We start from the raw sequence: 13,430 nt of genomic DNA, 5'->3' as shown, positions 1-13,430 counted from the left end.
AGCCCGTAAGAAGGATGGATGCCTTCCGATCGACTCCATACGGGCATTGCGGGCCTTGCCCCTGCTCAATTCCGAATCACCCAGCTCCCGTCCGGCTGGCGGCAGGCGATGTTGTTGACCGAGTCGCGCTGCTTGCCGTAGGTCATGCGGGTGGAGAATTCGCGGCAGCGTTCTCCGTTGTCGTTGAAGGTCCGCAAGGGCGTGACCAGATAGCCCACCTGGTTGTCCGGGTTCATCCAATGGACGCTGCGGCGGTCGTCGGCGAAATCGAGCGCCCGTCCGGTGCAGAACATGTCGCTCGCGTCCATGCGGCGAGCGATCTGGTCTCCGATGATCGCGCCGATCACCGTGCCGGCGACGGCGCCAATGACCGTCGAAGCGGTGTCGCCGTTTCCGACCTTGGAGCCGATGACGCCGCCTAGCGCACCTCCCGCAACGCCGCCCAGCACCTTGCCGACCATGGTGCGGTCGCAGCGGCCCGATCTTACGCCGTAGTCGTGATCGTGGTCATGGTAATGACGGGTTTCGCGGTGTTCGTAACGGTCGTCGTAGTCATCGCGATGTCTGTCCTTGTGTTTGCTCCGGTAGCCGTGGGCCGGCGCCCAGTCGGGGGGATCGCTGTACGCGTCCTGAGGAAAACTCAGGCTAAACGCCAAAAAGATTCCGCCGAGAAAAACGAATGGGTTGAACCGATCGAATACGGGTGACGTTTTCGTCGCCGACATGGTTGCCTCTTATTGTCGAAAAGTGATTGTTGTTATCCGCTCGGCCGTAAAGCAATTCGCAAGCCATCCCTGAAGGACGCTCATTCCGGCTGACGTATGGAGAGCATGCAAGCCGAACGCGTCGCCGGCTCGCGACAAAGCCCAACGCGATAGTGTAGCCAAGAACTCGGCCGGCTTGCTGCGTTGCTTTCGGCAACTTGTTAATATCTGCCAACTTCGAGGGTTCGGTTACGGCGTTTGACGCCTTGTGCTCGCTGCCCTTTTGATCCCGACTTCCATATCCACGACCGAGATAGATAAAAAGGTGCATTCATGTCCGACATCGAAATCGCTCAAAAAGCCAAGATGCTGCCGATCATCGATCTGGCCAAAGACAGGCTGGGTATAGCGCCCGAACATCTCGACCCGTACGGCCACTACAAGGCCAAGCTGTCCCTGGACTATATCGACGGTCTCAAGGACAGGCCCAACGGCAAGCTGATTCTGGTCACGGCCATCAGCCCGACGCCGGCGGGGGAAGGCAAGACCACCACGACCGTGGGTTTGGGCGATGCGCTGAACCGGTTGGGCAAGAAAACCATGATCTGTCTCAGGGAGCCCGCTCTGGGGCCATGTTTCGGCGTCAAGGGCGGAGCGGCCGGAGGCGGCTACGCTCAGGTCGTGCCCATGGAGGACATCAATCTTCATTTCACCGGCGACTTCCACGCCATCGGTGTCGCCCACAACCTGCTGTCGGCGATGATCGACAACCACATCCACCACGACAACCGGTTGAACCTCGATCCGCGCCAGATCGCCTGGAAGCGTGTCATCGACATGAACGACCGCGCGCTGCGCGACATCGTCATCGGCCTGGGCGGAACGGCCAATGGCTTTGCGCGCGAAGACGGCTTCGACATCATCGCCGCCTCAGAAGTGATGGCCATCCTGTGCCTGTCGAGCTCCTTGAAAGAACTGAAAGAGCGCCTCGGAAACATCCTGGTGGGTTATACCCGTTTCGACAATAAGCCGGTTTTCGCCCGCGATCTCAAGGCGCACGGCGCCATGGCCGCGCTGCTGAAGGACGCTCTGCGGCCGAATCTGGTCCAGACTCTGGAAAACAATCCGGTATTCGTCCACGGCGGTCCTTTCGCCAATATCGCCCACGGCTGCAACTCGGTGGTCGCGACCAAGACAGCCTTGAAGCTGGCCGATTACGTGGTGACCGAAGCGGGCTTCGGCGCCGATCTCGGGGCGGAGAAATTCATCGACATCAAGTGCCGCAAGGCCGGCCTCAAGCCTGACGGCGTGGTGCTGGTGGCCACCGTGCGTGCGCTCAAGTCGCATGGCGGCGTGCCGGTCAAGGAACTGCAACAGGAGAACCTGGAAGCCCTCGAAGCCGGATTCGTGAACCTCGCACGGCACCTCGGCAACGTGCAGCAGCGGTTCGGCTTGCCCTGCGTCGTCGCCATCAATCATTTCACCTCGGACACCGACGCCGAAATCGCGCTGCTCAAGCGCAAGGTCGAGGAGATGGGGGCCAAGGTCATCGTCTGCCGGCACTGGGCCGAGGGCGGAAAGGGCGCGGAAGACCTGGCTCGGGAAGTCGTCCGGATGGTCGATGCCGGCCAGTCGAATTTCAGTTTCCTTTATGAAGAGCAAGCGCCGCTTTGGGACAAGATCAAGACGATCGCCACCCATCTGTACGGGGCGGCGGATATCACCGCGGACAGCAAGGCCCGTCAGCAGCTCGAGCGCTTGAGCGAGGAATACAGCCATTTCCCGGTGTGCATCGCCAAGACGCAGTACTCGTTTTCGAACGATCCGAATCTCAAGGGAGCGCCGTCCGGCCACGTGCTCTCCATCCGCGAAGTGCGGCCTTCCCACGGCGCCGAGTTCGTGGTGGCCGTCTGCGGCAGCATGATGACCATGCCGGGACTGCCCAAAATGCCGGCGGCCGAGGCCATAGACGTGGACGACAACGGCCGGATTACGGGCTTGTTCTAAAGGTTCAACGAAGCGCCGGCGGAAGCGTCGGCAAAAGGATTGCCGACCTACGACACGAAAAGCCTATCTCAGTAGGCCGTTCGCCCTGAGCCTGTCGAAGGGTTTTATCACCTACTGGGATAGGCTCTAATACTACAGTCGCAGTTATGGTGGACGACCACGACAGCGGCGTCGGTAATGGCACTGCCTGGCGCGCCACTGATGACGGCGCCGCCAGAGTGACCAGGCCAGCACATGCGCCGCCTCGGGACGCCGGGTCCAGAGCACGTGGACCAGCAAGCGGCGGACTTCCGGGGCAGTAAATGGGATCAAGCCGGCCTCAGTGCCCCTTTTTTCGCTTGGGTGCTCATAGCCACCAAGAACGCCTGGGCCAGCAGCGCCAAGGTGATATGCCGATGCCAGGCGTCCCACGTCCGTCCCTCATACTCGTCCAACCCACAGTCCTGCTTGGCCCTCTCGAAGCCCACTTCAATGGTCCACCGTCGCCCGGCGACCTGAATCAGGGTCTCCAGCGTCGTGCCCTCCCGCGGGGCAAAAGCTACGTAATACGCCAGCTTGCTCGGATCCTCAAGACTCCGGCGCACCACCAGCCAATGGCCCCAGGCCCGCTCCTCAGCGGTCGGTTGCCACCGCCACAAAGGCTGCCACGCCCGGTCGTACTCCCGTGGCCCCTTGGCACCGTCTCCGGCCGAGTGCCGCTGCCACGCCGAAGCGGGTAGTTCGGCGGCGAGTTCCTGCGCCGGCCGATACACCGGACCATCACGCCACAACGGCACGTTACAGGCCACCCCCAGCACAAACGGCTGGCGCCGTTGCTCCAGCCAAAACCGCAGCCGCCGATCGCCCCCATACACCTCATCACCGGTCACCCAGCGGCACGGCACACCGGCGTCCAACGCGCGTTCGATCATCTCCAACGCTAACCCAGGCTTGGTGCGAAACGTCACCCCTTCAGGCACGTGCGCCTCGGCGCGGCGATGGGGGGCGGCGGCCCACTCCTTGGGCAGGTACAGTGCCCGATCGAGAAAAGCCGCCCCGTGCACACTGGCATAAGCGAGAAAAACGCCGACCTGGCTGTTCTCGATGCGGCCGGCCGTGCCACTGTATTGGCGCTTGACTCCGACCGAGTGCCTGCCTTTCTTCAAAAAACCCGTCTCGTCCACCACTAACACCGCCTCTGGATCGGCCAACCGCTCCACCACGTAAGCCCTCAGGTCATCCCGTACCCGATCGGCATCCCACTCAGCGCCATTCAACAGCCGCTGGACGCCATCCGGGGTCCGCTCCCCCAAGTGCTCCGCCAGCTGCCAGCCGTTCTTGCGCGCGACCGGACTTAACAGCCCACGCAGATACCCCAACGCGCGTTGCCGCGGTTCCGCCCGCCGAAAACGCGAGCCAATCCGCGCATGCAGTGCGGTCAGCTCCGCGTCCCACTGTCGTATCGAGCCTTGCATGGCAGTCTCCTCAGTGATTACCATGCTTGTTAGACCAACAACTGCGGCTGTAGTACTAAGTCAGTTGTAGGTCGGGAATCCCTTCCCGACAGAATTGCCGGCAAAGGGTTTTGTCGGCTTGCGGCTACCGCCACCAGAAATGAGGGGAAGTTTGTTCGGCACAAGGCTTAGGGGCGATTTAAGCGCTCTTACGTATAAACTTCTTAGGACGTCCACGCATAAACTCGTTACATCGCTCGGCGATTGTTCAATTCTCGAAGCGTGTGGCGCGGAATCGTTGTAATGCGAATGGCCGTTTGGTGCAGTGCTAACACGAAAAACCGAAGAGAGACGATGCTTTGAATACAATCGCCCAGACCTACAAGATGTTTATCGTCGCCGGTGCGCGGCCCAATTTCATGAAGATCGCCCCGATCATCCGGGAGCTTCGGCAGGGCTCGTATCCGTTCGAATACAAGCTGGTCCATACCGGACAGCACTACGACAAGGAAATGAGCGACGTGTTCTTCGAAGAATTGGAGATACCGTCGCCGGATTATCACCTGGAGGTGGGCAGCGGCTCCCATGCCGAGCAGACGGCGAAAGTGATGCTCCGTTTCGAGGAAATCTGCCTGAAGGACCGGCCCGATTTGGTGATGGTGGTGGGCGACGTGAATTCGACGCTGGCCTGTTCGATCGTGGCGAAGAAGCTCGGGATCAAGGTGGCTCACGTCGAAGCCGGACTTCGGAGCGGAGACATCACGATGCCGGAGGAGGTCAACCGCATCGTGACCGATTCGATATCGGATTATTTCTTCGTGACCGAAAAAAGCGGCGTAAGTCACTTGTTGGCCGAAGGCAAAGGGAAGGACAGCATCTTCTTCGTCGGCCACGTGATGATCGACAATCTGTTCCATCAGGTGGAGAAGCTGAAACACCTCGCGCCGACGGCATTCGAGACGACGATCTTCAAGCAGCGGAATCCGTCCTATGGCGTAGTCACGCTGCATCGGCCTTCCAACGTGGATAGTCCGGAAACGCTGGCCGGCATCGTCGAGGCATTGACGGAGGTGAGCACCGCATTGCCTCTGATATTTCCCATACACCCCCGCACTCAGGCGAACATCCAGAAATTCGGCCTGACGATTCCCGATTCCATCGTCACCACGAAACCTCTGTCCTACATGGAATTCTTGAACCTGTTCAAAGACGCCAGGATGGTGTTGACGGACAGCGGCGGCATTCAGGAAGAGACCACGGCGCTGGGAGTCCCTTGCATTACCCTGCGCGACAACACGGAACGCCCGATTACGGTGGAAGAAGGTACGAACGTGATCGTGGGTTCCGACCCTGCGCGTATCGTGGCGGAAGCTCGAAAAGTGCTGAGCGGATCGGGTGCGGCAAGGAAAAAGCCGGAGTTATGGGACGGTAAAGCATCGGCCCGAATTCTATCCGTTCTTTCGGACGCTATGCGTGCCGACTGAACAAGTTCATCGCAGGAGGCGCGAAGCGAAGTAAACGGAGCTTATGCGAAGGCGAAAGCCGGATTTTTTCTAGAGTATTTTCCGGTTTGGCATCGCGCTCCGAGGTGCTGTAGGTCGGCAATCCTTTCCCGATCGCAAACGGTTGTTTTAGTCGCGACCCTTCCGACAAAGTCCCTGGCCGATCCTGTGTGTCGGCAAGGGATTGCCGACCAACGATTTTCCTAATCCTCGCCGCTAAGCGGCGGTGAAAAACGCTCTAGTCCCGGCCTCAAGACGCAGTCTGAGGTCGTGGTATGCGCCCCGAACCGGTCGGATTGCCACTCGGGTTGATCCGAGGCCGACCGGCGTCATTTTTCGGCAGTACGTTTCGGCCGCGGCTCGCTAATCCGAAGCCGAATTGCAAGGTAGCTCAGTGGTTTATTGGAATGATTCCACAGTATGCCGACGTAATCCCTTATGTTTTTCGTATTGCTTCTCGTCGCCGTGGGCCAGTATGGCCTGCTGGCTCTTTGGTCCCCGGTATTCCTGCTCAATTATGCGTTGCTGACGGGGCCGATTCCGTTGACGCCCGGGAGCGATGAGATCAGCTCGACGCCTATGGGGCACATGAGTCTCGCAGCTGTGCGGTTGTTCGGGCTATGGGTTGCCGTTTGCCTGGTTTTGGTTCCCCGCCTGTCGAAGACGCTCAAATACCTTTCCCGCTACAAGCTTCACTTGCTTTTTCTCGCGTTCTGCCTGACGTCGATCTTGTGGGCGCCGAGCTTGTCGTTCGGTCTCAGGATGATCGCCAAATTGAGCGCGCCGCTTCTGTTCGTGATGCTCGTCATGACCGCCGTGTCCTCAACGCGCCAGCTTCTGCAGACGGAGCGAATCATCCTGGCGAGCGGCATCGTCATGGTGGTGTTGGCCTTGATGGCGCGGCTCTTCGGTCTGAGTTCCGATCCGAGACTTACGCTTCCTCATACCAGCCCGGCCACGTTTTCTGCCCATATCGCCGCCGTGAGCATGCTTGCCATGGCCGGATTTGCCGTTGCCGATAAAACCTTATCCAGAGGACTGATGATTATCGGATTCTCGATCGTGGTGATGGCCGCGTTTACCCGTATCACGATAGCCGCGATATTCATCGGATTTTCGGTGATTCTGTTCCTGGGCCGCCGAGGTATCGGCAGAATCATTCTTCCCGTATTCAGCATCGTGAGTTTCCCGGCCTTGTTTCTGCTCAGCCCGAAATTCCGAAGCAGGATGTTTATCGGCGGCGAGGAGATGAGTTTCGATACGGTAATCGCGAATCCTGAGGATGCCGTGGGAAGAATTCATGGCTCCGGCCGTTTCGACGCCTGGGAAATGGTGCTGAATCGATTTTTCGAACCCCATCCCTTGCTGGGCTCCGGGATCGGGGCGACCCAGGATTTCTTTTACGAACGCTCGGCGGGCGGATTGGGTGTCATTCACTCGGAATACGTGAGGATGCTGAGCGAAATCGGTGTCGTGGGTCTGACCTTATTCATATTGGTCATCCTTGGCTATTTATGGCGATTGTTTCGTATCTTGCGGTTTCGTGACGATTCTCAAACCAGGAAATATGCGCTTGCCGGTGTCGGAGGCTTGACGACTTATGTGATTTTCATCGCCACGGATAACGGTTTCGATTACGTGACGCAATTCGCGATATTCGTGTTTTCTTTGGTCGCCATGGCCGAAAAAGCGAACGAATTGTCCGAGAAAAATGGAGGTGCCCGATGAGGTTGAATCGTCGGCAATTTTTGGCGGCAACCGCGTCTTTGTGCGTTTATCCGCTGTCCGGCGGCTCCGCCGAAGAGATGAACGAAAGCCGGGCGATTCTCGACGAGGGATTGCATTGGCTGGGGCATTCGAACGCGGAAAAGATATGCCGCCGGGTGAAAGAAGCCGGCTTCAATGTGCTGGTGCCGTGTATCTGGGACGGCCGGGGAACCACATGGCCTAGCCGTCTGGCACCCCGAGACGAGCGGCTGCGGGGTTATATCAAAGGCCAAGGCGAACAGTTCGACCCGGTGCGCATCCTGCTGGATACCGCGAAAAAACATGATTTGGAGGTTCATCCCTGGTTCTCGATGGGGCTCCGGAACCGGGACGATTTATTTCCGGAATTGGCGGTAAAAGGCGCGAAATCGTTCGACTGGTACAAGCCCGCGTTTCGGGATCGAATTACCGAGATCGTGTTGGAAGTGATCGCGAAATATCCCGTCGACGGCGTGAATCTCGATTATGTTCGCTTTTCGGTACCGCAGGGCAAGCGGGCCGACGAAGCGGAGCGCGCGATATCAGGGGTTATAGGGAGAATATATAAGGAAGGAAAACGTTTGAAACCGAATTTGGTGGTCAGTGTCGATGCCGCCCCATGGAAGGACGATATAAAAACCTTCGGTCAAAACGCTCCGAAATGGGCTGACGAAGGAATCGTGGATGTCGTTTATTCCATGCAATATCACGCCAATCCGGATTTCGGCATCATCAAAACCATTCAATCCAAAATGAAGCGTCCCGAGGCGATGGTCGTCATGGTCGGAAATTTCGACCGTGTCGGTCCGGGGAACAAGGTGGTCGATCGCCGTCCCGATCGGCTGTCCGAGCTTATCTCTAAAGCGCGAGCCTTATCGAAGGGGAATGGCGTCGCTGTTTATCTTTACGGACAGCTGAGCGAGCGGCAGATCGAGACTCTGCGAAAAGGGGTTTTTCGAGCCAAGGCGAAGCCGTCTTGGAGGCGGGCCAGGGTTTGATGATTAGGGAATGTATGAGCTCATCATTGGAAAATGGACCCGAACCGCCAAAGGTATCGATCGTCATGACGGCATTCAATGCCGATCGGTATATCGAATCCTCGATATCCGCCGCCCTGGCTCAAGATTATGCGAACTTCGAAGTGGTTTTTCTGGATGACGGATCATCCGACGCGACGGAAAATATTTGCAAAGCGATAAAGGATCCGCGTTTCCACTATATCAGGTGCGAACGCATGGGCCGGTCGCGAGCGCTTAATGAAGCGATTCGAAGGGCATCCGGGGACTATATTGCGATTAATGACGCCGACGATTTGAGCGTTTCTTGGCGCCTGTCTTACGTGGTCGGATTTCTGCTCGATAATCCGGACGTCGCGATCGCGTCTACCCGATATATACCGACCGATCATTTTTCAGGAACGATCCCCGAAATATCGAGCCAGCCCGCGGCCGCCGCGGGAGAACGGCCTGTTTCAATTACGGTAGCCAGACTCTATCGCAGTAACCCATTGGTTCATTCCACGGCGATATATCCGAGATCGATATGGCGACGCGTCAAAGGGTATGACGAAAGCCTGGAGATGTGCATAGACTACGATTTTTTCATTCGTGCGATGCGGCACGGCGGAGTGGTATTACTCCCGCTGCCGACGATCATTTATTATCGAAACCCATCGAGTTTCTTCAAAACCAAGAGTTCAATAAGTTATCTACATAATTTACGGATTATCCGGCGCCGCGCCAGAACTATTTTACCGCTGCCGAAATGGGCGAGGATTTATGATTTTATTCCCTGGTATGCGGTTATTAAATGGCAGGTCATGAATTTTGTCCGGGGCAGTATGGAGCAGGTATGAACCTGGCCATCGTAACGAATATACTGACGCCGTATCGGATTCCGTTATTCGAGGCGATATCCCGGCAAGTAGACCGTTTATCGGTCTTGCTCATGGCGGAAACCGAGGAGAACCGGGATTGGATTCTGGAGGGTTACCGTTTCGATGCGGAGGTTTTGCCGGGATTTCATTTGCCGATCCGGGGCCGTGAAACGGCCGTTCACATGAACTACGGAGTAACCGAGCGGCTAAGGAGACTAAATCCCGATCTCGTTCTTAGCGGCGGATTCGCCCCCGCCAATTGGGGGGCTCTTCTGTATTGCGCGAAACATCGAAAACCGTATCTGGCCTGGGGCGAGTTGGCGCTTCGGAGCTGCGCCGGCGGCAATCGACTGCGCCATGGGCTCAGGCGGTTGATCTGCGGGCTTTCCTCGGGAGCGGTCGCGTCTTCGAGCGAAGCGAAGCGTGTTTTCATGCACTACGGAATCGACGAAGCAGACATTCTATGTGCACCGATGCCGATCGACGTGGACTACGTCAATTCGGAAGTGGCCGCCTTTAGAGCGCATCCCGGGTTTCAGGACATCAAGAGCCGGTATCCGGGGCCGGTCCTGCTGTCGGTCGCGCGACTCATCGACGCCAAGGGTTATCCGCAGTTGTTCGACATGTACGCGGAGATCGTGAAGACGCGTCCGGAAACGACGCTCCTGGCGGTCGGAGACGGTCCGGAGGGAGAACGGTATGGAAACCATATCGCAGCGCGCGGGTGGGGCAACCTGCATCTGGTCGGACACGTCCAGTGGCGGGATTTGATGACCTATTACGCGCTCGCCGACATCGTCGTTTTTCCAAGCCTCGCCGATACGTTCGGCGCCGTTGTCGCGGAGGGTATGGCGGCTGAACTTCCGGTCATTTCGTCGATCCATGCCGCTGCCACGGAAGATCTGATCGAGGAGGGCAAAACCGGGTTTGTCATCGACCCCCTGGATATTTCCGGCTCAATCCAAACCATATTGAAGGTTCTCGCCATGCCCGAGGAGGAGCTGCGCCGAGTCGGACACGAGGCTTTCTTGCGGGTCCGAAACATCGGCATCGAGGGTTCGGCCCGGCGGATGATCGAATTTTTCCACTCGAAGGTGAAACCTGGAGCCTCTCGCGCTATCAGACATAGATGATGGTTCAAGGAATGAAACGGAAGCTCCTGATCATAGGACCGACGCCGCCGCCGTATCACGGCGTGGCCGTTGCGACCGAGATGCTGCTCCACTCCGAGCTTGCCCGGGCGTTCGAGGTATCGTTGGTGGACACGGCCGATAGGCGGGGCATCGCGAATGTATACAAGCCCGATGCCTACGACGTGGTTCTGTTCGTAAAGGAATGGCTCAGCCTGGCCAAGATCGTATTCACCGAGCGGCCGCACTTGGCTTATCTGCCGATCTCTCAATCCACCCTGGGCATTTTGAGGGACAGCCTGTTTTTCTGGTTCGCTTATTTGTCCGGATGCCGCCTGGTAATCCATCTGCACGGCGGCAATCTCAGGACGTGGTACGAGACGCAGGGGAAACCGGTCAAGGCGTACGTAAGCGCCTTTTTGCGGAGAACCGAACGCATCGTCGTGCTCGGCGATTCGCTGAGGCCGATATTCGACGGATTGGCGGATGCCGGGCGGGTCGCGGTGGTGTCGAACGGCATCGATTGGCCTCGTCAATATGTCAAAGACTATGAGCGTCCAAGACAGGATACGCGATTCAGGGTTCTCCATGTCGGTACGCTCAACCGAGCCAAGGGCACTTTGGCGCTTTTGGCGGCCGTTCCGCAGGTGCTGCGCGCCAAGGGGGATCGTGCGGAATTCGTCATCGCCGGCGAATGGTCGAATCGCGAGGATCGGGATGAGGCCATGGCGTTCATTCGGGAGCATGATCTGAGCGCTGCCGTGACGTTTTCCGGACCGGTTTCCGGAGAACAAAAACAGAGGCTGTATGCCTCCGCCGATCTGTTCGTGTTCGCCGGCATTCAGCAGGAAGGCCAACCTCTGGTCGTCCTCGAAGCCATGGCGGCGGGGTTGCCGGTCTTGTACTCCGATCGCGGTTGCCTTCGGGAAACCGTGATCGAGGGCGTCACCGGACTGGAGGTGCGGGCGAACGATGCGGATGACGTGGCGAGACGCATCGTATGGATGATGGACAACCGGCCGGGCAGGGAAGAGATGGGGCGAAATGCGCGCAAGCGATACGAGGCACTGTATACCAAGGAGCGTTTTATCAAGGACATGGTATCGGTGTTCGATAGCGCCGGAGGCGAGTCGACGGCTAGCACCGCCTGACGCCACCCTGTCGAACGGTAGTTTATTGGCCTCGGACGAAGTCGCCCGTCCGGATATCGAACGGACACGAGCCTATCGTTGGAAGGGATAGCCAGCGCCAATGGAAATTGAATTCGCCGACAAGTCGTACCTTCTGCCCGATCCCGAGCCGCCTTACCCGTCGGTCCTGATCGAGGTGGAAGAGGCTGTCGCTTTCAGGAAGCCGGTTCAGTCTGAAGCCCACCGCTTCGACTATCCGCACCGCCTGTCCAAAATCATCTTCTTTCTTTTGCACGAGGGCCCGAGGCTCGCGTTGTCGAAAGCGAGAGCCGCCGGATTCCAGCGTCGGCTACACGCAAAGCGTGCCTTGGTGTTGGCCTATGGAAAAATCAGGGAAGGCTCGGATCTGTTCGTAGGTCTGGGACCTCAGGAATATCCCTATTCATCGGTATTGGCCTTTCCCCGGCGCTGGTGCGTCAAGATTCCAGACCGGGAGCGATGGCGGCCGGTTTTGCACCGCGTTCTCCGGTATTTGAGCGAACATCCCGAGCGGTTCGAGGCGATGCACGGCTGGTCGCCTTACTCCGGGACCCATGTCGAGTTCGATTTGGAAAACGCTCTCCAAGACCTCGATTCGCACGCCGCTGACGACGGCGGCAACGATCCGATGATCGAGCGGCGGTACAAGCCGTCCCCGCGAAAATCCCGGTTCCAACGAAAAGAGCCAACGATGGGAAATGAAAGAGCGCTTTTCCTGATCGGCGCCGGCGCCTATGCCCAAGCTTACGTCCTGCCCAGCCTGAGACCTCTGCGGAGGCATACCGTCGTCGATCTGAATCCCGCCGCGGCGGCGGTGGTCGGCGCAAGGGAAGGGTTTGGTTACTGGGATACCTCCGCCACGCGGCCCTTGGCGAGGTTGCGCCATCTGGACGAACCCTGCGTTGTCATCTGTACCTATCACTCCACCCATCTGGAACTGGCGGAGCGAGCCCTGGCGATCAACGAACGTTCCAGGATATTCATGGAAAAGCCCCCGGTAACCGATTTTCGGCAGCTTTGCCGGCTCTCCGATCTGCGCCGGCAGGAGGGCGCCTTCATCGAAATCGGATTCAACCGGAGACACAGCCGGATCATCGAACGGTGCAAGGATCTGTTGTCCCTTGGGAGCGGTCCGATTACCGTGACCTGCATCGTCAAGGAGCTGGGTCTTCCCGCTAGCCACTGGTATTACTGGCCGGCACAGGGGACGAGAATTACCGGAAACCTGTGCCACTGGATCGACTTGTCCTATTACCTGATCGGCGCTCCGCCCGTCGGGATAACGCTCGCCTCGCCGAGCGGGATTCCGGCCGGAGACGAGGTTTCCATTGTCATTGCGTTCAGGGATGGCTCCAAGGCGACGCTGGTCTCGACCGACCGGGGCAATTCCTTGCGCGGGGTACAGGAGTACGTCGATATACGGCGAGGGGATATGACTCTGACCATCCACGATTTTCTGAAGCTGGAGGTCCAGGATGGGGCGAGACATCGGGTATTTCGTTATTGGTTCCGAAACAAGGGCCATGCCGAAATGTATCGGCATTACCTGAAGGCGGTCGAGAATCGGATGCCGCCTTCGTATCCGGCGGAGGATTTGCTGCAGGTATGCAGGATGTATCTGGCTGCATCGGAAATGGCCAGGCGCGGCATGAGCAGATTGTCGCTGACCGAGCCGGAAGCCTACAGGCTGACGGCGTCCGCCGGGCTTCGCACATCCGACGTCAGCGTTACCGGATTTGGTAGGGTGGGTTAGGCCGCAGGGCCGTAACCCACTGCGCGGCCTCGAATCGGTGGGTTACGCTCCGCTAACCCACCCTACGATGAATCTTCGTTCGAATGCCGAATGGAATGACGGAAGTTCCG

Annotated in this window: 10 protein-coding genes; 8 read left to right on the top strand and 2 right to left on the bottom strand. The window is 58.3% G+C overall.

Annotated elements, in window-relative coordinates; translation table 11 throughout:
- Positions 1-65 precede the first annotated feature (65 nt).
- Positions 66-725 carry an RT0821/Lpp0805 family surface protein gene (locus tag ACWJJK_RS14420; RefSeq protein WP_454128223.1) on the bottom strand — a complete coding sequence of 220 codons (660 nt, stop codon included), beginning with the start codon at positions 723-725 and terminating at the stop codon, positions 66-68.
- A gap of 312 nt (positions 726-1,037) precedes the next feature.
- Between ACWJJK_RS14420 and ACWJJK_RS14415 the strand changes: the two genes are divergently transcribed.
- Positions 1,038-2,711, top strand: coding sequence for a formate--tetrahydrofolate ligase (locus ACWJJK_RS14415; RefSeq protein WP_454128222.1), 1,674 nt, complete (start codon positions 1,038-1,040; stop codon positions 2,709-2,711).
- A gap of 308 nt (positions 2,712-3,019) precedes the next feature.
- Here ACWJJK_RS14415 and ACWJJK_RS14410 read toward each other — a convergent pair whose 3' ends face one another.
- Positions 3,020-4,165, bottom strand: coding sequence for an IS701 family transposase (locus ACWJJK_RS14410; RefSeq protein ID WP_454128221.1), 1,146 nt, complete (start codon positions 4,163-4,165; stop codon positions 3,020-3,022).
- 338 nt (positions 4,166-4,503) lie between these two features.
- Here ACWJJK_RS14410 and wecB point away from each other — a divergent pair, with 338 nt between their 5' ends.
- The 7 genes from wecB to ACWJJK_RS14375 all read left to right on the top strand — a co-directional run bounded on the left by wecB (position 4,504) and on the right by ACWJJK_RS14375 (position 13,320).
- The gene (gene wecB, locus ACWJJK_RS14405) at positions 4,504-5,628 is read left to right on the top strand and encodes a non-hydrolyzing UDP-N-acetylglucosamine 2-epimerase (protein ID WP_454128220.1); all 1,125 of its coding nucleotides are present in this window, start codon (positions 4,504-4,506) and stop codon (positions 5,626-5,628) included.
- A 456-nt stretch (positions 5,629-6,084) separates the two neighbouring features.
- On the top strand, positions 6,085-7,374 hold the full coding sequence (locus ACWJJK_RS14400) for an O-antigen ligase family protein (protein ID WP_454128219.1): 1,290 nt from the start codon (positions 6,085-6,087) through the stop codon (positions 7,372-7,374).
- Positions 7,371-8,390 carry a family 10 glycosylhydrolase gene (locus tag ACWJJK_RS14395; RefSeq protein ID WP_454128218.1) on the top strand — a complete coding sequence of 340 codons (1,020 nt, stop codon included), beginning with the start codon at positions 7,371-7,373 and terminating at the stop codon, positions 8,388-8,390. The genes ACWJJK_RS14400 and ACWJJK_RS14395 overlap by 4 nt, the downstream gene beginning before the upstream one ends.
- Positions 8,390-9,247: a glycosyltransferase family 2 protein gene (locus ACWJJK_RS14390; RefSeq protein ID WP_454129045.1), complete on the top strand. Its 858-nt coding sequence runs from the start codon at positions 8,390-8,392 to the stop codon at positions 9,245-9,247. The genes ACWJJK_RS14395 and ACWJJK_RS14390 overlap by 1 nt, the downstream gene beginning before the upstream one ends.
- Positions 9,244-10,401 (top strand): glycosyltransferase family 4 protein, encoded by a 1,158-nt coding sequence (locus ACWJJK_RS14385; RefSeq protein ID WP_454128217.1) that lies wholly within the window; start codon positions 9,244-9,246, stop codon positions 10,399-10,401. Before ACWJJK_RS14390 ends, ACWJJK_RS14385 begins: the two co-directional genes overlap by 4 nt.
- An 11-nt stretch (positions 10,402-10,412) precedes the next feature.
- Complete coding sequence (locus ACWJJK_RS14380; protein ID WP_347258100.1) at positions 10,413-11,549, top strand: glycosyltransferase family 4 protein; 1,137 nt, start codon at positions 10,413-10,415, stop codon at positions 11,547-11,549.
- Between the two features lie 100 nt (positions 11,550-11,649).
- Positions 11,650-13,320, top strand: a complete 1,671-nt coding sequence (locus ACWJJK_RS14375; protein ID WP_454128216.1) for a Gfo/Idh/MocA family protein — start codon at positions 11,650-11,652, stop codon at positions 13,318-13,320.
- The last annotated feature ends 110 nt before the right edge of the window (positions 13,321-13,430 follow it).

The organism is Methylocaldum gracile (assembly GCF_053646815.1).
This window is presented reverse-complemented; position numbering and strand designations above follow the sequence as displayed.

Excerpts from the sequence above, each read along its gene's own strand:
- ACWJJK_RS14420 (WP_454128223.1), bottom strand. The coding sequence starts at position 725 with ATGTCGGCGACGAAAACGTCACCCGTATTCGATCGGTTCAACCCATTC.
- ACWJJK_RS14415 (WP_454128222.1), top strand. The coding sequence starts at position 1,038 with ATGTCCGACATCGAAATCGCTCAAAAAGCCAAGATGCTGCCGATCATC.
- ACWJJK_RS14410 (WP_454128221.1), bottom strand. The coding sequence starts at position 4,165 with ATGCAAGGCTCGATACGACAGTGGGACGCGGAGCTGACCGCACTGCAT.
- ACWJJK_RS14400 (WP_454128219.1), top strand. The coding sequence starts at position 6,085 with ATGTTTTTCGTATTGCTTCTCGTCGCCGTGGGCCAGTATGGCCTGCTG.
- ACWJJK_RS14395 (WP_454128218.1), top strand. The coding sequence starts at position 7,371 with ATGAGGTTGAATCGTCGGCAATTTTTGGCGGCAACCGCGTCTTTGTGC.
- ACWJJK_RS14390 (WP_454129045.1), top strand. The coding sequence starts at position 8,390 with ATGATTAGGGAATGTATGAGCTCATCATTGGAAAATGGACCCGAACCG.
- ACWJJK_RS14385 (WP_454128217.1), top strand. The coding sequence starts at position 9,244 with ATGAACCTGGCCATCGTAACGAATATACTGACGCCGTATCGGATTCCG.
- ACWJJK_RS14380 (WP_347258100.1), top strand. The coding sequence starts at position 10,413 with ATGAAACGGAAGCTCCTGATCATAGGACCGACGCCGCCGCCGTATCAC.
- ACWJJK_RS14375 (WP_454128216.1), top strand. The coding sequence starts at position 11,650 with ATGGAAATTGAATTCGCCGACAAGTCGTACCTTCTGCCCGATCCCGAG.